The organism is Sphaerisporangium sp. NPDC005289 (assembly GCF_040607455.1).
Classification (GTDB): Bacteria; Actinomycetota; Actinomycetes; order Streptosporangiales; family Streptosporangiaceae; genus Sphaerisporangium; species Sphaerisporangium rhizosphaerae.
Map to the genome: position 1 here is coordinate 689,401 of NZ_JBEXGS010000001.1, position 21,919 is coordinate 711,319.

Consider the following 21,919-nt stretch of genomic DNA (forward strand, 5'->3'; position numbering starts at 1 on the left):
GTTGCCGCGACATGACCTCCAGGAGGCGCACGTGCGCAAGCTCGTTCCGACGATCACCTTCCTCGTGCTGGCCGCGTCCGCGTGCGGCGGCTCGGGCGGCGGGTCCGGCGGCGGATCCTCCGGCGGGGCCGCGGAGCCCATCCGCGTCGGCCTCATCGTCTCCCTGACCGGCAACTACACCCCCCTCGGCAGCGAGGACAAGAAGGCGGTCGAACTCGCCGTCGAGCAGGTCAACGCCCAGGGCGGCCTGCTCGGGCGCAAGGTCGAACTGGTCGAGCGGGACGACAAGACCGCGCCCGACCAGGGCATCGTCGCGTTCAACCAGATCAAGGGGCAGATCGACGCGCTGATCGGCCCGGTCTTCTCCAACTCCGCGCTCGCCGTCGAGCCGCTGACCGAGCGCGCGAAGATCCCCCAACTGTCGCTGGCCCCCGCCCAGGAGCAGGTCGAGCCGATCAAGTCCTACGTCTTCGTCACCCCCGCGTTGTCGAACATGTACGCCGAGCGGTACCTGCAGTACATCCAGTCGGAGAAGATCACCAAGATCGCCGTGGCGCACGACACCAAGAGCGCCTACTCCGTCGCCGGCCACAAGGCGATGGTCGCGCTGGCGCCCAAGTACGGGGTGAGCGTCGTCGCCGACGAGCCGTACGAGACCACCACCTCCGACTTCAGCGCGATCTTCACGCACGTCCGCGACTCCGGGGCGCAGGCCCTGGTGTTCTGGGGGTCGGGCGCCCCGGGGGTCACCGTCGGCAAACAGTACGCCGCCTCGGGGCTGAAGGTGCCGCTGTTCCTCACCGCCGCGCAGGCCAGCAAGCTGTGGCTGGAGCCGATGGGCTCGGCCGCCGAGGGCATGACCGTGCAGAGCGCCATCGGCGTCATCGGCGACCACCTGCCCGACAGCAAGCAGAAGCAGGTCATCGACCAGATGGCCACCCCGTTCAAGCAGAAGTACGGCTACCCGCCGCCGCAGTTCGCCCAGGACGGCTACAGCGCGAGCCTGCTGCTGTTCGAGGCGATCAGGAAGGCGGGCAGCACCGACAAGGAGAAGGTGCGCCAGGCACTGGAGAACATGGACCTGGTCACCCCCAACGGGCGGTTCCGCTACTCCGCGACCGACCACTCAGGGCTGAAACCCGACTACATCTCCGTCAACACGGTGAAGAACGGGCAGTTCGTGCCGACCAAGTGGGCGGCCGAGCAGCTCGCCAAGACCGTCACCGCCGAGTAGGGGCGACGTGCCGGGCATGCTCACCGTCGATGGCGTCTCGCGTTCCTTCGGGGGCGTCTACGCCGTCCGCGACGTCAGCCTCGACATCGCCGAGGGCGAGGTGCGCGGCATCATCGGCCCGAACGGCGCCGGCAAGTCGACGCTGTTCAACCTGATCACCGGCCACCTGCCCGCCGACCACGGCGCCATCGCGCTGCGCTCGGCCCCGGTGGACCGGCTGCCGCCGCACCGGCGCGCCCGGCTCGGGATGTCCATCGTCTTCCAGGGCGCTCGCGTGTTCCGCGGCATGACGGTGCGCGAGAACGTCATGGTGGGCGCGCACACCCGCGGGCGCACCGGTTTCGCCGCCGCCGCGCTGCGCCTGCCACGCCACCGCCGCGACGAGCGTGAGATCGCGCGGCGCGCCGAGGAGGCCCTCGACCGGGTCGGCCTCGGCGCGTGGGCCGAGAGTCAGGCGGGCCTGCTGCCCCACGGGCAGCAGCGGTCCATGCAGGTCGCCCGCGCCCTGTGCGCGCGGCCGAGCCTGCTGCTGCTGGACGAGCCGGCCTCGGGGCTGCGGGCCGCCGAACGCGAGGCGCTGGCCGTGCTGATCGAGGAGTTGCGGGCGGGCGGGCTGACGATCATGCTGATCGAGCACGACGTCGCGTTCGTCACCCGGCTCGCCGACCGGATCACCGTGCTCGACCTGGGCCGGGTGATCGCCGAAGGCACGCCCGGCGAGGTGCGCGCGGACCCGCACGTGGTCTCGGCCTACCTGGGAGACGCCTCATGATCCCGCGCGAAGATCGCCGCCCGACGCCACGAGCAGGACGCCCAGAGACCCCGAGCGAAGGATCTCCGGGGACCCCGCGCGGCCCACGCCCCGCCGGTCCGCGGGGAGGACGCCTCGCGGGGCGTCACGGGGCGGCGGCATGATCGAGGTCAGGGACCTGGTCGTGACCTACGGTGCGGCGACCGCGCTCGACCACGTCCGGCTCTCGGTGGGGCGCGGCGAGATGGTCGCCCTGCTCGGCCCGAACGGCGCCGGCAAGTCCACCCTGGCCGACACGCTGTCGGGCATCCTCACCCCCGCCGCGGGGACGGTCGAGGTCGCCGGCCGGCTCGCGCACATCCCCGAGGGCCGCCAGCTGTTCCCCGACCTCACGGTGGAGGACAACCTGATGCTGGGCGGCTGGCGCGCGGGAACGCGCGACCCCTCCCCGGTCTTCGAGATACTGCCCGCGCTGGCCGGGCTGCGCCGGCGCCGCGCGGGCGTGCTGTCCGGAGGCGAGCAGCAGATGGTGGCCTTCGGCAGGGCCCTGATGTCCCGGCCGGAGGTGCTGGTGGTGGACGAGCTGTCGCTCGGGCTCGCCCCCATCGCCACCCGCGACCTGGCCGCCCACCTGGTGGAGCTCAACCGGGAGCGAGGGCTCACCGTGCTGCTCATCGAGCAGAACGCCCGGCTGGCCTTCGGCGTCTGCGAGCGGGCCTACGTGCTGGAGGCGGGCCGCGTCGTGGCCGAGGGGCCGTGCGCCGAACTGGCCGAGGATCCCCGCGTCGCCCGCGCCTATCTCGGCGGCTCCGTCGAGGAGCCCCGGTCGTGACCGCCACCGCCCCGGCGACCGGGCCGGCGCCGCCCATGGAGCCCCGAGGGGTCCCGGGAGCGGTGGGCAGTGTGAGCGGCGTACCGCGGCCGGGAGGGCCATGACGTGAGAGAGTTCCTGACCTACCTGGTCAACGGCCTGGCCGTCGGCTGCGGGTTCGCCCTGGTCGCCAGCGGCCTGGTCGCCGTCCACCGGGTGACCGGCGTGGTGAACTTCGCCCAGGGCATGTTCGCCGTGGTCGCGGGGCTGAGCGGCTCGTGGCTGCTCGGCGCCGGCGTGCCGCACGGGCTCGGCGAGGCCGGCGCCGTCCTGATCGCCACCCTGGCCGGGCTGCTGACCGGCGTGCTCGCGATCGGCAGGCGCGGCACCACGCCCCAGTCATCGCTGATCATCACGCTGGGCGCCGGCGTGCTGGCCTACGCCGTCGAGATCGTCGTGTGGGGCGACCAGCCGCGCTCGTTCCCCGGCCTGCCGGGCTCGCTCACGATCGCCGGGGTCGGCGTCCAGAGGCAGCACCTGCTCGTCATCGCCGCCACCGCCGTGACCATCGCCGCGCTGGCCGGGTTCTTCGGCCGCACCTACCTGGGCAAGGCGCTGAGCGCGTGCGCCTCCAACCCCTACGCCGCCCGGGTGATCGGCATCGACGTCCGGAAGATGGGACTGCTGGCCTTCGCCCTCGGCGGGCTGCTCGGCGGGGTGGCCGGGGTGCTGGTGACCCCGCTGCGGCCCATCTCGTTCGACACCGACGTCGCGCTCATCGTGAACGGCTTCGCCGCCGCCGTGTTCGGCGCCCTGACCCGTCCGGGGCTCGCTCTGGTGGGCGCGCTACTGCTGGGCGTCGCGGAGTCACTGGCCGCCGGGTACGGCTACGGCGCCTACCAGACGGAGATCGCCCTCGGCCTGATGCTCGTGATCATGGTGCTGCAGTCGGCGCGGCGCCCCACCGTCCTCGGGGAGACCGTATGACCCGCCTGGTGCCCGGTCTGGCCGTCGCCGCCCTCACGCTGGCGCTGCCGGCGGTCCTGGACGACAGCGCCCTGACGGTGTACATCTTCCTCGGCCTGGCCGCGATGGTCACGGTCGGCGTCTCGCTGCTGATGGGCTACGCCGGCCAGGTGTCGCTCGGGCAGGGCGCGTTCTACGCGGTGGGCGGCTACACGGCCGGCATCCTGGCCGTGCGCGGCGGCCCGCCGCTGGTGGGGCTGCTGGCCGCGCCGCTGGTCGCGGCGGCGTTCGCGGTCGTGGTGGGGCTGCCGCTGCTGCGGCTGCGCGGGCACCATCTGGCGTTCGCCACCCTGGCCATGCAGCTGATCCTGCTGTCGCTGGCGGGCCGGCTGTCGTTCACCGGCGGCGACATCGGGCTGCAGGGCATCCCGCAGCTCGGCGCCGGCCCGTTCGAGCTGGGCGGCGCCGTCGGCTACGCCTACCTCACCTGGGCCGGCGTCGCGCTGGTGATGCTGGTGACCCGCAACGTCATCGCCTCCCGGCCGGGCCGCGCCCTGCGGGCCCTGGCCACGAGCGAGACGGCGGCGGCGTCCTCGGGCGTGCCGGTCGGCCGCTACAAGCTGGTGGTCTTCGCCCTGTCGGCCGCGTTCGCCGGGCTGGCCGGCGGCATCTACGCCTTCTACGCCGGGTACGTCGCGCCCTCCTCGTTCCCGGTGCTGCTGTCGATCGAGTACATCGTCATGGCCGTGGTCGGCGGGCTCGGCACCGTCTGGGGCGCGGTGGTGGGCGCAACCGCGATCACACTGCTCGTGCAGGCGCTCAACCTGGTCGGGACGGCGCCCGGGATGCCGAGCTACGCCCCCGGCGTGCTGTCCTACGCGGTCTACGCGCTGGTGCTCATCGTGGTCGTGCTGTTCCTGCCCCAGGGGCTGGTGCCGGCCCTCACCTCCCGGCTCCGGCGAGGGCCTTCTCGGAGTGGGCGGTGACCTGAGGCTCCTCGTCGTCGTCCTCGCCGTGGCCGGCGACCGACAGGTCGGGAAGGATCCGGTCCAGCCAGGCCGGGCACCACCAGTTGAGCCGGCCCAGCAGCACCATGGTGGCCGGCACGAGCAGCCCGCGGATGACCGTGGCGTCCACGGCGATGGCCACCGCGAGACCCACGCCGAACACCTTCACCAGCGGGTCGGGGTAGGCGATGAAGGCGACGAACACCACCACCATGATCAGCGCGGCCGAGGTGATGACGCGGCCGGTCGCCCCGAGCCCCTCGGCGACCGCGCGCCGGTTGTCGCCGTGGCGCTGGTAGGCCTGGCGCACCGAGGTCAGCAGGAAGACCTCGTAGTCCATGGACAGCCCGAACAGCACCGCGAACAGCATCAGCGGCACGTAGGAGTCGATCGGCACGGTGAAGAACAGCGTCGACAGGTAGGAGCCCTCGGCCGAGACCGGCGGGTCCAGGCCGACCAGGCCGCTGCCGAGCCCGTAGGAGAACACGATGGCCAGCGCGCCGAACGCCGCGCCGAGCGAGATGAGGTTCATCAGCGCCGCCTTGATGGCCACCAGCGGCGCCCGGAAGGCGAGCAGCAGGAGCAGGGCGCTGAGCAGCACGACGACGCCGATGACCAAGGGGGTGCGCTCGGCGATGCGGTCGCTGGCGTCCGCCATGCCGGCGACCTCGCCGCCGACGTGCAGCCGCGCCCCGGGGATGCCGAGGGCGCGCACGTCCCGTACGACTTCACCGGCGCGCGGGTCGCTGGGCGCGTACCGGGTGACCACCTGGAACAGCACCGACCGGCCCGACACGTTGACCTTCGCGGGCGAGACGTAGGTGACGCCCGGGACGTCGGCCAGGCGGTCGCCGACGCGCTTGACCGCCGGGGCGGGCGGGTCGCCAGCGGCGACCGCGGCGTCCAGCTCGCCGACCACGATCAGCGGGCCGTTGCTCCCCGGCCCGAACCCGGTCTCCATCAGCTCGTAGGCCCGGCGGGCGTCCTGCCCCCGGTCGGCGTAGCCGTCGTCGAGCGGGCCGAGCTTCAGCGCCAGGGCGGGGGCGGCCAGGGCGCCGAGCACGGCGATCGCCACCACGAGCACCCGCCACGGGCGTCCGGCGACCCAGGTGCCAAGGCCCGCCCAGCCGCTCGCCGCCGAGTGCGCCGCGTCCCGCCGCGGGCCGACGAACGGGACGCGCAGCGCGTTGATCCGGTGACCGAGCAGGCCGAGCAGCGCGGGCACCAGGGTGAGCGAGGTGAGCACGGCGCAGACGACGGAGATGCCGGTGATCCAGCCGAGCGTGCGCAGCAGCGGGAAGCCGCCGAGCACGAGCGCGGTGAGCGCGATGACGACCGTGCCGCCGGCGAAGAAGACCGCCCCGCCCGCGCCCTGGGCCGTCCGGCGGACCGACTCCTGCACCGGCACCCCGTCGGCCAGCAGCTTGCGGTGCCGCGACAGCAGGAACAGGGCGTAGTCGATGCCCACGCCGAGCCCGATCATGGACGCCATGACCGACGCCTGCTTGGGCACGTCCACCAGGTGGCCGAGCAGGCCGATGACGCCGAGGCCGACGCCCAGGCTGATGAGGGCGGTGAAGACGGGCACGAGCGCGGCGACCAGCGTGCCGAAGGCGAGCAGCAGCACCAGCAGGGCGCAGGCCACGCCGATGATCTCGCTGCTCCCGGTCTTGATCTCCTTGTCGGCGGGGGTGCCGTTGTCGGCCAGGACGGCCTCCACGCCCGCCGCGCGCACCGGCTCGACGGCCGCCGAGATGCTTCGCGAGGTCGCGGCCAGGTCGCCGGAGTCGTTGCCGGAGAGCCGGACGGTGATGACGCCGATGACCAGGTTGCGGGACAGACCGCCGACCCGGTACGGCGTGTCCACCTGGACCACGTGCGGCACGTCGCGCACCCGCGCCATGGCGCGCTCGACGGCGCGCTTGCGGCCGGCGTCGATGAGGGGCTTGTCCTTGGAGTACAGGACGACCTGGAAGGTGCCGCCGGGGTCGTACCCGGGGCCGAAGCCCTGGCGCATCAGGTCGTGCGCCTGCTGGGCGTCGGTGCCGGGGATGGAGGCGTTGTTGCTGACCGGCCGTCCGAACACCAGTGTGCCCGCGGTCAGCGCCGCGGCGAGCAGGATCCAGGCGGCCAGCACGAGGCGGCCGTGTCTCGCGCACCAACCGCCCAATCGGCCGAGCATGCTAGCCATCGGTGACCGTCCCAGACAGTATTGGTGGATTCGGAAACACGCCGGAAACATCCTTCTGTACGGCCGTGCAGGACGTACGTCAAAAAGCTTAGGCGGGAATATCGTTGGACGCCCGACCGCGCTGAGAAGTGAGACGATGACCACAATCGACCGCGGTGGTGAAACGCGCACCCGCATCCTCGCCGCCGCACGCCAGCTGTTCGCCGAGCGCGGCTACGCCGCCACCTCGCTGTCCGACATCGCCGCCCGCGTCGGCCTGACCAAGACGGCCGTGGCCTACCATTTCCACCCCAAGGACCGCCTGGCCGCCGAACTCATCGCCCCCGCGGCCGACGACCTCGTCGCGCTGCTCGACGGCGACCACGGCGGCGATCCCCGCGCCTTCGTCGAGCCGCTCACCACGTTCGTCGTGCGGCACCGCGCCATCGTCGGCCTGCTCATGGAGGACATCGGCGGAGCCGACCAGGCCACCCCCGGCTCCCCCCGCGAGGCCATCCGGGCCTTCCGCGACGAGATCCACGCCCGGCTCGCCGGGCCCTCCCCCGATGACGCCGCCCGGGTGCGGGCGTGGGCGGTCATGGGGTCGCTGCAACTGGCGGTGGTCAAGACGATGGACCTGCCCGAGAAGACCGTGCGCGACCTGGTCCTCACCGCCGCGCTCGCCGTCCACGACGCGTTCCCGCCGCCGGAGGCCGGCGCGGCTCCCGGGTCCGCCGCATCCCACGACCAGGCCGGGTGACGGTGACAGGCCACCACGAAGACGCCCCTCCGTCCGCCGCCGGCCCGGAGGCACCGCTCAGGTGGCCCGACGCCGGAGCCGACCCTCCCGCCGACCGCCCCGCCATCCTGCGGGGACTGGAGACGGCGCTGCTGCGCCCGCCGCTGACCGTGCTGATCCAGGGCGAGGCGGGCATCGGCAAGTCCCACCTGCTGGCCGAGACCGAGGCCCTGGCCACGACCATGGGCTACCGCGTCCTGCACGGCCAGGCCCGCGACTTCGGCAGCGGCCTGGCCTACGCCTCCCTCGCCGACGCCCTCGGGCCGCTGCACGCCGAACCGGCCGCGCGCGAACCGCTCAAGGAACTGCTGGACGCCATCGACCAGGCCGCGCTCGGCGTCACCGGCGCCGCCCCGGCCGTGCGCACCGCCAACCTGCTGGAGTCGCTGCCCGGCCGCACCTTTCTCGCCATCGACGACCTGCACCTGGCCGACGCCGACACCGTGGGCGCGCTGTCCTACCTGCCCCGCCGCGTGCGCGGCCTGGTCGTCGCCGGCACCGCCCGCCGGCTCCCCGCCATGGACGCCGACCTGGTGGTCAGGCTCAGCCCGCTGTCGCTGGAGGAGGTCGCCGCGCTGGTGAGCGGCCTGCTCGGCCGGGTGCCGAGCGAGGCGACCGTGCGCCGCGTGCACGCCGAGAGCCGCGGCAACCCGTGGTTCGCCCGCGAGGCGGTGCTCACCCTGGTGCAGGGCGGCGCCGTTCAGTCCGCCTTCCCCGGGGACCGCCGCGGCGCCATCCTCAGCCGGTTGTTCCAGCGCGACCAGGGAGGCCGCAGCCTGGCCCGGGTGCTGGCCGCGCTGCGCCGCACCCGGCCCGCCTCCACGACCGACCTGCCCGCGCTGGCCGAGGTCGCCGGCCTGGACGCGGCCGACGCCGAGCGCGCCTTCGACGGCCTGGTGCGGGACGGCCTGGTCGAGCCCACCCGCGAGGGCGCCTACGAGTTCACCCACCCGCTGGTCGCCGAGGCCCTGTACGCCGACCTCGGGCCGGCCGAGCGGCGGCGCGTCCACGCCCGCATCGCCGAACTGCTCCACCGGCAGGGTCTGAGCGGCACCCGGCGGGTGCTCGAGTGGGCCACCCACGTCGCCGAGGGCGGCAGCAGCGCCGAGGCGCTGACCGCCATGCTGCGCGCCGCCGAACTGACCCGCTGGACGGCGCCGCTGTCGGCCGCCCACTGGTACGGCAGGGCCGCCGAACCGGCCCCCACCGAGGAGCGCGGCGTGCTGCTGTCCCGGCAGGCTCTGTCGTACTGGAAGGGCTCACGGCCGGCGGACGCCCTGGCCGCCGGCCAGGCCGCCCTGGCCGTGCTCGCCCCTGGGCGCCGGCACACCCGCACCGCGCAGACGATGGTCAACGCCGCGCACGCCATGGGCCGGTACGAGGTCGCGGTGTCCATCGCCGCCGAGCAGCTCCCCCACGCCGACGACCCGACCGCCCTGCTGGCCCAGCAGGCGGTCATCAGCACCCAGCTCGGCCTTCCCTCGGCCGGCCTCGCCGAGGCCGCGTGGCGGGCGCTTCCGGGATGCCCGGCGCAGGACCTGGTGATCGCCCTCAGCGCGCTGGCCGGGGACGCGATCATCAAGGCGCGGTGGGAGGAGACCGAACGCGCCCTCGACGCGCTGCTGTCGGCCTCGGCCGCGCTGCCGCCGGCCGGCCGGCTGGCCGGGCTGGAGTCGGCCGCGCACATCCTGGCCAGCGCCGGCGCGCGCACGCGGGCGCTGGACCTGCTGTCGCAGGCCGAGCAGATCTACCGGGGGCTCGGCTGGCACAACATCGCCGGGCAGCACACGCGCACCATGGCCGTCGTCCGCCGGCTCGGCGGCGAATGGGAGCACGCCCTGCGCGACATCCGCTCCGACGCGGTCGCCCTCACCGAGGCCGGGCTGTGGGAGAACGTCGCCCTGCTGCGCAACATCGAGGTGGACATCCTGCTGGACCAAGGACGCTACGACGAGGCCGGGCGGCTGCTCGCCGACCCGCCGCCCAACTGCGTGCTCCAGCTCTCGCTTCGCGCCGTGTTCAAGGCCCGGCGCGCTCTCGGGCTCGGCGACCGGGGCACCGCCGCCCGCCTGCTGGACGAGGCCGCCTCCGGTCCGCCCGACGTCCGGCACCGCGAGTTCGCCATCCGCGTCAACATGCACGCCACCGCCGGCGAGCTGGACGCGGCCCGCGCCGCGGCGACCGCGCTCGCCGAGACCGCCCGCACCGGCACCCCGCGGGCGCGGATGTCCGCCGAGCTGGCCGGCGCCATGGTCTTCGGGGACGCCGCCGCCGCCGAGGCCGCGCTGGAGACCGCGCGGGCGGACGGCCTGCGCTTCGAGGAGGGCAAGGCACGGCTGGTCCTCGGCGCGCTCGCCGACGGCTCCCACCTGGTCAGGGCGCACGCCATCTTCACCGACCTCGGCGCCGCCCCCTGGCGCGACCGCGCCGCCCGCGCGATGCGGCAGGCCGGGCTGGTCCCCTCCCCTTCCACCGGGCTCACGCCCGTCGAGCGGCGCGTGGTCGAACTGGTCGCCGAGGGCATGTCCAACCCGCAGATCGCCGACGAGCTGCACTACAGCCGCAAGACCGTCGAGGTGTACCTCTCCCGCGTGTACGCCAAGACCGGCCTGCGCTCCCGCGTCGAACTCGCCCTCGCCCACGAACGCGGCGAGGTCTGACCCACCCGAACCGGGACCCGAACCGGGACCCGAACCCGGCCTGACCCCACCCTGGACCCGCGGCCCCACCCCTGCATCCGGAGATCAGGGTCGTCATGGAAGCCTCCGGTATCGCATGGAGACCGGAGCCGGAAGGGGCTTGGTGTACACCCGACAAAGGCGGTGCGGAGAATGTCGGGCGCTCGGGGCCGGTGTCCCCGCACGATGGGGGCATGCACGACATGAATGACATGGATGACATGGATGACACGGCCTTGATATCCCGCTTCCTCCGCGACGGCTTCGTGAAGCTGGAGGGCGCCGTCGCGCCGCGCGTGGCCGCGGACTGCGCGCGGCTGCTGTGGCGAGAGACGGGCTGCGACCCCGACGATCCGGCGACGTGGACGCGGCCCGTGCACTGGGTGGGCGGCATGGCGCAGGGGCCGTTCGCCGCCGCGCCCAACTCCCCGTCTCTGCACCGCGCGTACGACCTGCTCGTCGGCCCGGGACGCTGGGAGCCGCGCTACTCGCTGGGCACCTTCCCGCTGCGCTTCCCGCACGAGGAAGAACCGGACGACGCGGGCTGGCACATCGAGGGGAGCTATCTGCCGGAGGGCGAGAGCTGGTACTTCACCAACCTGCGCTCACGGGGCCGGGCGCTGCTGATGCTGTTCCTGTTCAGCGAGGTCGGCGAGCAGGACGCCCCGACCCGGATCCGGGTCGGCTCACACCTCGACGTGCCGAAGGTGCTGGAGAAGCACGGAGAGGACGGGGCCAGCGGGCTGGCCCTCGCACCCGATCTGGTGGCGGCGTCCGACCACCGGCCACTCGCCCTCGCCACGGGGTCCCCGGGTGACGTCTTCCTGTGCCATCCGTTCCTGGTGCACGCCGCGCAACCGCACCACGGGGTGCGTCCGCGCTTCATGGCCCAGCCGCCGCTGATGCCGGCCGCGCCGTACGAACTGGAGCGGGCCGACGGCGCGTACTCACCCGTGGAGATCGCGATCCGCCGGGGCCTGGGACAGCACACCCCCGGGCCGGACGGGGACGGCGCCGGCCACGGCGCCGGGTAGACACCCTTCACCCGCTCCTGCGACCGGGCGAAGAACCAGTCCCCAGCAGCGGCATGTCCGGCGCACTGCGGAGCAGGTCTCACCACTCGCCGAGCACCGGCGGCCGAAACAGGCGGCGCCGATGCCGGGTCCCGCGTGGTCGGGCACTGCCTAGTGTGGTGGTCGTCACGAGGAAGGGGGCCGGGCGTGCTGGAGCGGCTGAACCAGGCCATGGAGCACATCGAACGCCATCTCGACCAGGCCGTCGAGGTGGAGGAGCTGGCACGCGTCGCGGCCACCTCGGAGTACCACCTGCGCCGGATGTTCTCCGCGCTCGCGGGCATGCCGCTGTCGGAGTACATCCGGCGCCGCCGGCTCACCCTCGCGGGCGCCGAAGTACTCGCGGGGCGTGAAACGCTGCTGGAGATCGCGGTGCGCTACGGCTACGGCTCCGGGGAGGCGTTCGCGCGGGCGTTCCGTGCCATGCACGGCATCGGACCGGGCGAGGCCCGGCGTACCCGCGCCGCGCTCAGCTCCCAGTCGCGCATGGCCTTCCGCCTCACCATCGAAGGAATTAGCAGTATGCGATACCGCGTTGTGGACAAGCCGGACTTCACCGTCGTCGGGCTCAAGACTCGGGTGCCGCTGGTGCATGCGGGGTCGAACCAGGCGATCATCGACTTCGTCCGCGCGATCGACCCGCGGACCCTGGAGCGCCTGGAGAAACTGTCCGACCAGGAGCCGCACGGCATCGTCGCGGTCTGCGACGACCTGGACCCCAGCCGCGCCGAGGGCACCGACCTCGACTACTACCAGGGCGTGATCACCTCCGTGGCCGCTCCGGAGGGCACGACCACGTTGGCCGTGCCGGCCGGCGCCTGGGCGGTCTTCACCACCTCCGGGCCGGCGCCGCGGGCCATCCAGGAGCTGTGGCGGGATGTGTTCACCGAGTGGTTCCCGTCGAACCCGTACCGCACCCGCACCGGCCCCGAGATCGTGCGCATCCGCCTGTCGCCGGAGAAGACCGAGGCCGACGCCGAACTGTGGCTCCCGGTGGAGCCCGAACACGGCTGAACAGAGCCCGCCGGGGCAGCCGGGGCGTGACGCCGCTTCCCGCCGTCCTCACGGCGGTGTGCGGCGTCAGCCGGTCATCTCGCCGCCCGGCCCGGGCGTAGGGCGGGCCAGGCGGTGAAGGTGGCGGCGCCTGCCGCGATGGTCAGGCACGCGCCCACCACGCCCAGCAGCAACGGCCCCGGCAGGACGAGCGCGACCGGAGTCGCCATGGCCTCCTCCAACCCCGCGCGCATCCCGAGCAGCGCGGGCAGCGCCACCGCCAGGCCCAGCACCGTCCCGAGGATGACCACGAGCGCCGACTCGGCGGCCACCATCCCGAGCACCTGCCGGGTCGTCGCGCCGGACAGGCGCAACACGGTCATGTCGCGGAGCCGGCCGGCCGCCGCCATCATCAGCGTGCCGGCGATCGCGACGGCCGTGTAGCCCGCCGACACGGCGACCAGGAGGATGGTGAAGATCCACACGAGCCGGTCGTCCTCGGTGTCGGCCAGGGCCCGATAGGTCGCGAGGTCGACCACCCGGGCGCCGAACCCGGACGGCGGCGGCCCCGCGCTCTCGCCCAGGACGAACGCCTCGTCGGCGAGCACCGACCTGTCATGCGTCCTGACCAGGTCCCGCGGCACCAGCACGCCGCCCGGTCCGCCCTCGACCACCGCGACCACCCGTAGCGGCACGTCGATGCCGTCCTCGAAGGCCGCTAGCACCGTGCGGCCGGGCGTCCAGCCCCACTGGTCCGCCACCCACGACGCGACGGCGATGCCGTCCCCCCGCCCGCCGAAACCGTCGAGCGACCCCGACAGCACGCGGAGCCTTCCCCATCCCCGCGCGACCAGCTCGGGGCTGACGCCCGCGGTGGGCGCGGCGTCGCCGTTCTCCCTGTACAAGGCCGTGGTCAGTATGGACGTCGCGCCGGCCGCGGAGACCGCCGCATCGGAAAGGCCGGGCACGCCGTCCGCGACCACCATCGCCTTCACCGGGAAGGAGGTGGTCCGCGCGGACACGAACGCGCCCGCCGTCGTCTGCACCATTCCGGTGATCAGTACGGCGAACCCCACCGTGACGAGTACGGGCGTCGCCGTCGAGGCGGTACGCCTGACCGCGACCAGCGCGCTCTCCCGCACCAGCATTCCCGCCGCGCCGCGCAGCCGTCCGAGCGGCCAGGTGAGCGCCCGCACCACCACAGGGACGACGGCCGGACCGAGCAGGGCGAGGCCGACGATGAGCGCCATCGCGGTGGCGAGGCCGGAGCTCACCAGGCCGTCGCCGCCGGTGCTCGCGGTGAGCACCGCGCCGGCCAGGCCGGCGGCGCAGAACAGCAGGCCGGCGATCCACCGGCTTCGCGGCATCGGCCGCTCGTCCGCCCCGGCCTCGCGAAGCGCTTCCAGCGGGCTCACCCGGGCGGCACGCCGCGAGGCCGACCCCACGCCGATCAGGGCGACGAGCACACCGACCGCGAACGAGCCGGTGAGCGGGACCGGCCGCGGTTCCACCGCGAATCCCCGCGGTTCGAACCCGGCCTCCACCAGCAGGTCTCCGAAGACCGGAGCGAGCAGGGCCCCGAGCGCGACCCCCGCCGCCGCGGCGGCGACCCCGACCACGAGCGCCTCGCCGTACACCATCGCGCGGACCTGGCGCGGGGTCGCCCCGACGGCCCGGAGCAGCCCGAACTCGTGCCGCCGCTGCGCCACGCCGAACGCGAAGGTCGAGGCCACCACGAAGATCGAGACGAACGCCCCCATGGCGGCCATGGCGGTGAGCACCTGCATTCCGATCCAGCGGATCCGCGCGTCGTCCAAGGGCTCCAGCGCGGCCCGCGCCTCGCCGGCGAACACCCGGCCGTCGCCGCCCGTGACCGCCCGCGCGGCGGCCTCGACCGCGGCGACGTCCGCGTCCGGCGCGGTGACCAGCCCGATCGTCCGCACCCCGCCGGCGAGGGTCTCCGCTTCCGCGTCGCTCAGGTACACGCCCGGCGCGTCGACGGTGCCCGAGACCGTGTGGACCGCGGGTCCTCTCGCGGTCAGCACGGTGACCCGGGCTCCCGGGGCGAGGCCGAGCGCCCGGTCGAGCACGACCTGCCCCGGGCCCCGCGGCGCCGTGCCGGACGCCAGACGGTACGGGGCCAGCGCCGCGGTGGACCAGGCGTACCCCTGGTGGGCCTCGACCGGTTCGCCCGCGATGACGGCCTGCGCGTAGAAGGATCTGTCGGGTATGGCCCGCGCCACGCCGGGGATGCCGCCGAGCCGCTCGGTGAGCGCCGCGGCCGTCTCGGGCGACCAGGGCCGGTCGGGGGTGAAGTTCCCTTCCTGCCGCTCGATCGTCGGCACCGCCACCAGGACGGCGGCGCCCGCGAGCCGGGCCGGGAGCCGGGGCCCCGCCGAGAAGAACGCCTGGGAGGTCACCGACACGATCGCCACCGCCAGGAGGAGCGTCACGAACGTGCCGGCGAAGGTGGTCCAGCGCTCGCGCACCCCGGCGACGCCCAGCCACGCGCCACCGCTCGAATGCCGCGACCCGCCGCCACCAGCACCCCCCACCGCGACGCCTCCCGCACGCTCTACCACACCGCTTCCCACACGCTCTGTCCCTGCACCGCCCGCAATCGCGTTCAGCATGCCGACCGCTCCAGACCTGCCATGCGGGCCGCGACCGACTCCGCGTCAAGGTTCCCGGTCAACTCCTCCACCAGCCGGCCGTCGGCCAGGAACAGCACCCTGTCCGCGTAGGCCGCCGCGACCGGATCGTGCGTCACCATGACCACCGTCTGCCCCTGGTCGTCGACCATGCCGCGCAGCAGGCCGAGGACCGCGCGCGACGCCTTGATGTCCAGCGCGCCGGTCGGCTCGTCGGCGAACACCACGGCCGGCCGGGTGATCAGAGCGCGCGCGATGGCCACCCGCTGCTGCTCGCCGCCGGAGAGCCGGCTCGGCCTGTGACCGGCGCGCTCGGCCATCCCGACCCGTGCCAGCGCCGCGCGAACCTCCGCGGAGGCGACCGCCCGCCCCGCCAGGCGCAGAGGCAGCGAGACGTTCTGCTCCGCGGTGAGCGCGGAGACCAGGTTGAACGCCTGGAAGACGAACCCCACCCGCTCGCGTCGCAGCACGGTCAGAGCGGTCTCTCTCAGCGTGGCGAGGTCGGTGCCGTCGATGACGACCTTCCCGCCGTCGGGCCGGTCGAGCCCCGCCGCGCACTGCAGCAGCGTGGACTTCCCCGAGCCGGACGGGCCCATGACGGCCGTGAAGGTGCCGGTGGGAAAGCCGGTCGTCACCCCGTCGAGCGCGGTCACCTCATGTGCGGCCGTGCGGTACGTCTTGCTCACCGACCACAACCGCACGGCGTCCGGGGGGTTCGTCCCCGCACGCCCCATGCCTGAATTGGTCGCATCCGGACGACCCGTTCCTGTGCGGTCCGTGCTCAGGGGTTCCAGGGCCGGGTGACTCATGTCTGTGCGGGCCGTCTCTGCGTTCTCCATGAGGCCAAGCCAAGCCGGTCGGAGGCGGCGGCACATTGGCGCTACGGCGAGGACCGGAGGTAGACCCTGCACTACTGTGCGGGCCACAGAGGTCCGATAGCGTCGGGACGTGCTCGCCCGGACCGCGCTCGAGGCCCTCACCCGCAGACCGTCGGCGTTCCTGCGGTCGCCCTGGCCGTGGCGTTCGCTGGCGTACCTGCTGTCCAGCGCCTATCTCGCCCTCGCCGCCGCCGCCCTGGCCGCCCTCGCGTACCTGTACGGGCTCGCGGTCGCCTGCGCCGTCCTGCCGCCGCTCGTCGTGGTGAGCGGGCTTGCCGCCGCGCGGCTCGAGCGGGCGCGGCTCGGCCTGGTGGACCTCCGCCCCACCGCCGACCCGCACCGGCCCCCCGAACGGCCGGGCGTGCGCGCCTGGTTCACCACCCGGCTGCGCGAACAGGCCACCTGGCGTGAGATGGCCCTCCTGCCGGTGGCGATGGTCATGTGGTTCGTCGACCTGGGCGTGGCGTTCCAGGCCATCTGGTTGCCGCTGCTGCTGTTGTCGGGGCCGTTGCAGCCCACCCTCGACCTTTTGACCGGCTGGCTCGTGGCCGCCGGTGGGCTTCTGCTGTTCCCGGTGGCCGCCTATGTCGTCACCGCCTGGGCGGGCACCCGGGCGAGCATCGTCCGCGCGGTCCTCGCGCCGGACGACACCGAGGTCGTCCGCTCGCGCGCCCGGCTCGTCGACGCCTTCGAGAGCGAGCGGCGGCGCATCGAGCGCGACCTGCACGACGGGGCCCAGCAGCGGCTGGTCTCGCTCACCATGAAGCTGGGGCTCGCCCTGCTCGACCTGCCACCGGGCTCGCCGGCCGCCGTCCAGATCGACCAGGCGCACGGGGAGGCCAAAAGAGCGCTGGCGGAGCTGCGCGAGCTGATCCGCGGCATCCATCCGCACGTGCTGACCGACCGTGGGCTGCCCGCCGCCGTGCTCGACGTGGCGGGCCGGTCGCCGGTCCCCGTCGAGGTGGACATCTCCCTGCCCGCGCGACTGCCCGGTCCGATCGAGGTGACCGCCTACTACGTCACCTCCGAGGCGCTGGCGAACGTGGCCAGGCACAGCGCGGCGAACCACTGCCTGGTGCGCGGCAGGCTGCTGGACGACACGCTGGTGCTCCAGGTGGAGGACGACGGGGTCGGCGGCGCCGACCCGGCGGCGGGGTCGGGGCTGTCCGGGCTCGCCGACCGGCTCGCCGTCGTCGACGGCGTCATGACCCTGTCCAGCCCGCCCGGCGGCCCCACCTCGCTTCGAGTGGAGATTCCGTGCCCCCTCTCCGCGTAGCCATCGCCGAAGACGTCGTCCTGCTGCGCGAAGGGCTGGCCGGGCTGCTCGAACGGTTCGGCCACCAGGTCGTCGCGTCGGTCGGCGACGCCGGCGCCCTGCTGGACGCCGTGCGGGAGCACGAGCCCGACATCGTGGTCATGGACGTCCGGATGCCGCCCGACTTCACCGACGAGGGCGTGCGCGCCGCCCTGGCCCTGCGGGCCCACCGCCCGGGGCCTGCGGTGCTGCTGCTCAGCCAGTACGTCGAACAGACCTACGCGGCCGAGCTCCTCGACATGGGCGCGGGCACGGGCATCGGCTACCTGCTCAAGGACCGCGTCGGCGACGTCAGGGACTTCGTCGACGCCCTCGAGCGGGTCGCCGCCGGCGGCACCATCGTCGATCCCGAGGTGGTCCGGCAGATGCTCGGCCGCCGCCGCGCCCCGCTGGCCCGTCTGACGCCCCGCGAGCGGGAGGTGCTCGGGCTCATCGCCGAAGGCCGCTCGAACGCCGCCATCGCCCGGCGGCTGGTGGTCACCGAGGCCGCGGTGTCCAAGCACATCGCCGGCATCCTGGCCAAGCTGGACCTGCCCCCCGCCGAAGACGACCACCGCCGCGTCCTGGCCGTCCTCACCTACCTGCGAGGCTGACGGCCGGGCAGGAGTCGAGAGCGGGAATCAGCGATGAGCCCGGGAGCCGCCGGTCGCCGGGGAGCCCGACACCGCCGGGCTGCTCACCGCCGAAGGCGATGTGCTCTGCTCGACGATCTTCCCCCCGGCGTTGGCGTAGAGCACATAGACCCAGTACGCGAAGTAGGGGGACGAGAGGTACCGCGTGCCGTCGGCGGTGACCACCAGGCTGACGACTCCGTTGACGTAGCCCATCTTCTTGGCGGCGTCGTACTTCAGGATGAACGGCCCGCCGATCGCCTGGTCGGACAGCTTGCAGGGGATGCCGATCTGGTTGTTCACGCCGTATCTCCGCTGCGGCGCGGTGGTCTTCGACGGCCCGGCGCAGTAGCCGGGCGTCTGCCGGGTGCCGTAGCCGAACGCGGCGAAGACCTGCGCGTCCTTCTGGCTCCAGGTGAAGCCCTGACCCCCCACCACCTCGCCGAGTGTGCCCGCGTCCTCCCAGGCGTCCCCGTCGCGCTTGAGACCGTCGTGCACGGTGACGAAGGCGACGTCGAAGTCGAAGTCACCGTGCTGGGTGAAGTGGTTCCAGACGTACCCTGTCTTCCCCGCGTACACCCCGTACGGCGCCTCACCGCGTCTGTACCCCGGGACGAACACCAGGGACTTCACAGCCGCCCTGCCGACGACGTCGTACACGCAGTGGCCCGCGGTCATGACGAGGCTCTGCTCGGCCCCCGATACGGAGGTCGCCGCGCAGGTGTAGTCGCGGCCGCCGCGAGTGAAGAAGACACGGCCGACCGTCTTGGGCACGCCGGTGACCTTGGGCGGCTTTCCCTTCACCTTCCCGATCTCGTGCGGCTTCCCGGTCGGAAACTCCGGATGCCGCACCTTCTTGACCGGCACGGCCTCCGCGACCCTGGCCGCCTTGAACCGCGCCGGAGTCCAGCCGAGCACGGTCTTGCGCACGGACGTGACGTTCACCATGGATACCTTGACCCAGGTGGGGTCGTCCGCGGGGGCCCGCGCGGAGGCGGGAGCCGCCGTCAGGACGGAGGCCACGGCGGCGACCGCGAGCAGAGGCGGAACGACCCATCGTCGGCTCATCGCACTCCTCAGAAGGTGGGGGCAGCGCAGGCGATGATAACGGATCTTGATCACGGATCGGTCCAAATTCCCTCACACCGGGCGACCTCCCATCAGTCGCCGACCGGCCCCGTCCGACCGTGACCGTGACGCCGGACGCGAGCGGGGGCGCGCGGGACGGGACGCGCCGTGGTCAGGTGTAGGGATCTCCCTACTGCTGCCACCGGATCGGTCGAGGCCATGCTTGGCATATGACATCGCCGATCCTCGAGCACGCGGACAGTGTCTGGCGCGGGTCGGTGCCCCCGCAGGAGGTGCCGCTGCGGGACCTGCGCTCGAGAGGGGTGCAGGAGGTGGCCGAAGGCGTGGTCATGTGGCCGGCGTTCGGCAACGTCTACGGCATCAGGGGGGACGGCGGCCTGGCTCTGTTCGACTCGGGCAACAACGTGGACGCGAACACGATGCACGCGGCCATGCGCGCCTGGTCGGACGAGCCGGTCCGTTACGCGATCTTCTCGCACGGCCACTTCGACCACGTCGCCGGCATGGAGCCCTTCGACGCCGAGAGCGGCCCGCGGCCCCAGGTGATCGCCCACGAGAAGGTCGCCGCCCGATTCGTCCGTTACGCCAGGACGGCCGGGTACAACACGGTGATCAACCAACGCCAGTTCGGCTTCACCCGGATGGTGTGGCCGACGAGCTTCCGCCAGCCGGACCTGACCTACCACGACCGGATCGACCTCTCCCTCGGCGACGTCACCCTCGAACTGCGGCACGCGCGCGGCGAGACCGACGACGCCACCTGGGCCTTCCTGCCCGAGCGCGGCGTCCTGCTGACCGGCGACCTGTTCATCTGGGTCACCCCGAACGCGGGCAACCCGCAGAAGGTCCAGCGGTACCCCGACGAGTGGGCTCTGGCCCTGCGCAAGATGGCCGCCCTGTCGCCCGAGGTGCTGCTGCCCGGCCACGGCCTGCCGATCGCCGGCGCGGCGCGCGTGCGCCAGGCGCTGACCGACACCGCCGACTACCTGGACAGCCTGGTCGAGCAGACGCTGGACATGATGAACGCCGGCGCCCGGCTCGACGAGATCATCCACGCCGTCCGCCCGCCCGAGGCGCTGGCCGGCCGGCCCTACCTGCAACCGCACTACGACGAGCCGGAATTCGTCGTGCGCAACATCTGGCGGCTGTACGGCGGCTGGCACGACGGCAACCCCGCCCACCTGAAGCCGCCGCCCGACGACGTCCTCGCCCACGCGCTGGCCGACCTGTCCGGCGGGGCGGCGGCCCTGGCCACGCGCGCCGCCACGGCGGCCGCCGAGGGCGACCTGCGCCTGGCCTGCCAGCTCGCCGAGCTGGCCACCCAGGCCGGCCCGTCCGACCGAAAGGTGCACGAGATCAGGGCGCGCGTCTACACGCTGCGGGTGCGGCAGGAGACCTCCACCATGTCGCGCGGCGTCTACACCTGGGCGGCGGCCGAGTCGCGCAGCGTGACGACCGGCAAGGACCTGCTCGACGTGTACCACGAGATCGCCGGCGGCCAGATGTGGTGGGTGCCCTCCACCGCCGCCCCCGACGGAGGCCGGCCGCCGGGTGCCCGCGGGCCGGCGGCTCCATGAACGCCCGTCCCGCGCCCGGCTTTCCCCCGTAGCCGAGCGCGGGGCGGGTCGACCTTCGCGGAAGGCCGCGCGACCCGGCCCGAAAGCCTTGAGGCACGCTAGTGCGCCGAGGTACACCTACGGACCAGCCGGTCGAGCAGGCATTCCAGCTCGGCCTCCGGGTCGCCGGTCAACCCGGCGTGGACCGGGCCTGTCTGCACGACCGTGCTGCGCGGGGCGGTGAGCCAGCGGAAGCGTCCGCCGAGCGACTCGCCGCGCAGCGGCCCCGCGTCGGCCGAGCACGCGCGCTCGTAGGCCGCCAGCGCCTTGCCGACCTCCCCCACGTCCACGGTCTCGTCGAGCGCGCGGAGCCGGGACTCCTCCAGCTCGGCGCGGGCGCACAGGTAGCCGTTCGGCTGGGAGTAGAGGATCACCCCCACGTTGAGGAACTCGCCGCGGACCACGCAGGGCATGACGCGGATCACCGCGTACTCGTAGACGGCCATCGTCTCGCGGGTATCAGCGGAGCCGACGCGGTGCTCGGGCGGGAGCGCGGTGGTCATCGGCCGGCCTCCGGCAGCCAGGCGCGCGGGCCGTGGGCGCGCGCGAGCAGGTGGTCGACGTAGGCGCGGCGCACGGAGGCGGCGTCGGGGAAGCCGGGCTCGCCCTCCAGCCACTCGTCGGGGACCAGGGCGACGACCGCGCCGAGCAGCTCCTCGGTGATCAGGCCGGGCAGCTCGGCGTCGGCCTGCTTGACGCGCGTGGCGAAGGGCGCGAGCACGTGGTCGCCGGCGTCGAAGCGGCGCTGCGGGTCGGCGGTGCGCCAGTTGTGGTGGAACCACAGCGCGGCGCCGTGGTCGATCAGCCAGATGTCGCCGTGCCAGACCAGCAGGTTGGGGTTGCGCCAGCTGCGGTCGACGTTGTGGACCAGCGCGTCGAACCACAGGACGCGGGAGGCGAGGTCGGCGTCGGCGGTCCAGGCCAGCGGGTCGAAGCCGAGCGACCCGGGCAGGAAGTCGACGCCCAGGTTGTGGCCCTCGCTGGCCTGGAGCAGATCTTGGATCTCCTGGTCGGGCTCGCGCGCGCCGATGCGCGGGTCGAGGTCGACGACCTTCAGCTCAGGGGTGCGCAGCCCGATCCGCCGGGCCAGCTCCGCGCAGATGATCTCGGCGACCAGCACCCGCCGCCCCTGCCCCGCACCGCGGAATTTCACGACATATGTACCAAGATCGTCCGCCTCGACGACGCCGGGCAGCGATCCCCCCTCCCGGAGAGGGGTCACATAGCGCGTCGCGGTCACCAGTTCGAGCACCCGCCAAGGGTACCCAGCTCCCCGC

18 protein-coding genes are annotated in these 21,919 nt (G+C 73.6%); 12 read left to right on the plus strand and 6 right to left on the minus strand.

The features are described 5' to 3' along the window. Window positions 1-31: 31 nt before the first annotated feature. The 5 genes from ABZT47_RS02695 (at window position 32) to ABZT47_RS02715 (ending at window position 4,748) form a co-directional block, all read left to right on the plus strand. Window positions 32-1,234: an ABC transporter substrate-binding protein gene (locus tag ABZT47_RS02695; protein ID WP_354835355.1), complete on the plus strand. Its 1,203-nt coding sequence runs from the start codon at window positions 32-34 to the stop codon at window positions 1,232-1,234. 16 nt (window positions 1,235-1,250) lie between these two features. After that, window positions 1,251-2,006 (plus strand): ABC transporter ATP-binding protein, encoded by a 756-nt coding sequence (locus tag ABZT47_RS02700; protein WP_354835357.1) that lies wholly within the window; start codon window positions 1,251-1,253, stop codon window positions 2,004-2,006. A 139-nt stretch (window positions 2,007-2,145) separates the two neighbouring features. After that, window positions 2,146-2,817, plus strand: a complete 672-nt coding sequence (locus tag ABZT47_RS02705; protein WP_354835359.1) for an ABC transporter ATP-binding protein — start codon at window positions 2,146-2,148, stop codon at window positions 2,815-2,817. Window positions 2,818-2,922: 105 nt separating this feature from the next. Then, on the plus strand, window positions 2,923-3,783 hold the full coding sequence (locus tag ABZT47_RS02710) for a branched-chain amino acid ABC transporter permease (RefSeq protein ID WP_354835361.1): 861 nt from the start codon (window positions 2,923-2,925) through the stop codon (window positions 3,781-3,783). Further along, complete coding sequence (locus ABZT47_RS02715; protein ID WP_354835363.1) at window positions 3,780-4,748, plus strand: branched-chain amino acid ABC transporter permease; 969 nt, start codon at window positions 3,780-3,782, stop codon at window positions 4,746-4,748. The genes ABZT47_RS02710 and ABZT47_RS02715 overlap by 4 nt, the downstream gene beginning before the upstream one ends. Here ABZT47_RS02715 and ABZT47_RS02720 read toward each other — a convergent pair. Next, window positions 4,705-6,951, minus strand: a complete 2,247-nt coding sequence (locus tag ABZT47_RS02720) for an MMPL family transporter (RefSeq protein ID WP_354835365.1) — start codon at window positions 6,949-6,951, stop codon at window positions 4,705-4,707. The two genes, ABZT47_RS02715 and ABZT47_RS02720, sit on opposite strands and share 44 nt — an antisense overlap. Before the next feature lie 145 nt (window positions 6,952-7,096). Between ABZT47_RS02720 and ABZT47_RS02725 the strand changes: the two genes are divergently transcribed. The 4 genes from ABZT47_RS02725 (at window position 7,097) to ABZT47_RS02740 (ending at window position 12,503) form a co-directional block, all read left to right on the plus strand. Next, window positions 7,097-7,699 (plus strand): TetR/AcrR family transcriptional regulator, encoded by a 603-nt coding sequence (locus ABZT47_RS02725; protein ID WP_354835366.1) that lies wholly within the window; start codon window positions 7,097-7,099, stop codon window positions 7,697-7,699. Then, window positions 7,696-10,398: a LuxR C-terminal-related transcriptional regulator gene (locus ABZT47_RS02730; RefSeq protein ID WP_354835367.1), complete on the plus strand. Its 2,703-nt coding sequence runs from the start codon at window positions 7,696-7,698 to the stop codon at window positions 10,396-10,398. The genes ABZT47_RS02725 and ABZT47_RS02730 overlap by 4 nt, the downstream gene beginning before the upstream one ends. A gap of 239 nt (window positions 10,399-10,637) precedes the next feature. Then, window positions 10,638-11,450: a phytanoyl-CoA dioxygenase family protein gene (locus ABZT47_RS02735; RefSeq protein WP_354835368.1), complete on the plus strand. Its 813-nt coding sequence runs from the start codon at window positions 10,638-10,640 to the stop codon at window positions 11,448-11,450. Between the two features lie 186 nt (window positions 11,451-11,636). Continuing rightward, window positions 11,637-12,503: an AraC family transcriptional regulator gene (locus ABZT47_RS02740; protein ID WP_354835370.1), complete on the plus strand. Its 867-nt coding sequence runs from the start codon at window positions 11,637-11,639 to the stop codon at window positions 12,501-12,503. 74 nt (window positions 12,504-12,577) lie between these two features. On the opposite strand, the gene ABZT47_RS02745 is transcribed toward ABZT47_RS02740, so the two are convergent. Further along, window positions 12,578-15,037 carry an ABC transporter permease gene (locus ABZT47_RS02745; RefSeq protein ID WP_354835372.1) on the minus strand — a complete coding sequence of 820 codons (2,460 nt, stop codon included), beginning with the start codon at window positions 15,035-15,037 and terminating at the stop codon, window positions 12,578-12,580. Window positions 15,038-15,108: 71 nt separating this feature from the next. Further along, window positions 15,109-15,867, minus strand: coding sequence for an ABC transporter ATP-binding protein (locus ABZT47_RS02750; protein ID WP_354835374.1), 759 nt, complete (start codon window positions 15,865-15,867; stop codon window positions 15,109-15,111). A gap of 214 nt (window positions 15,868-16,081) precedes the next feature. On the opposite strand from ABZT47_RS02750, the gene ABZT47_RS02755 reads away from it, so the two are divergent. Further along, window positions 16,082-17,287, plus strand: coding sequence for a sensor domain-containing protein (locus ABZT47_RS02755; protein ID WP_354835376.1), 1,206 nt, complete (start codon window positions 16,082-16,084; stop codon window positions 17,285-17,287). Continuing rightward, complete coding sequence (locus ABZT47_RS02760; protein ID WP_354835378.1) at window positions 17,269-17,919, plus strand: response regulator transcription factor; 651 nt, start codon at window positions 17,269-17,271, stop codon at window positions 17,917-17,919. The genes ABZT47_RS02755 and ABZT47_RS02760 overlap by 19 nt, the downstream gene beginning before the upstream one ends. 27 nt (window positions 17,920-17,946) lie before the next feature. Here the strand turns inward: ABZT47_RS02760 and ABZT47_RS02765 are convergent, their stop codons facing one another. Then, window positions 17,947-19,005 carry a hypothetical protein gene (locus ABZT47_RS02765; RefSeq protein ID WP_354835380.1) on the minus strand — a complete coding sequence of 353 codons (1,059 nt, stop codon included), beginning with the start codon at window positions 19,003-19,005 and terminating at the stop codon, window positions 17,947-17,949. Between the two features lie 230 nt (window positions 19,006-19,235). Between ABZT47_RS02765 and ABZT47_RS02770 the strand changes: the two genes are divergently transcribed. Beyond that, window positions 19,236-20,603, plus strand: a complete 1,368-nt coding sequence (locus ABZT47_RS02770) for an alkyl sulfatase dimerization domain-containing protein (RefSeq protein WP_354835382.1) — start codon at window positions 19,236-19,238, stop codon at window positions 20,601-20,603. A 98-nt stretch (window positions 20,604-20,701) separates the two neighbouring features. Here ABZT47_RS02770 and ABZT47_RS02775 read toward each other — a convergent pair whose 3' ends face one another. Next, window positions 20,702-21,088 carry a DUF3037 domain-containing protein gene (locus tag ABZT47_RS02775; RefSeq protein ID WP_354835455.1) on the minus strand — a complete coding sequence of 129 codons (387 nt, stop codon included), beginning with the start codon at window positions 21,086-21,088 and terminating at the stop codon, window positions 20,702-20,704. A 53-nt stretch (window positions 21,089-21,141) separates the two neighbouring features. Then, entirely contained in the window at window positions 21,142-21,894 is a 753-nt protein-coding gene (locus ABZT47_RS02780; RefSeq protein ID WP_354835384.1) for a HipA family kinase, read from the minus strand. Window positions 21,895-21,919 lie beyond the last annotated feature (25 nt).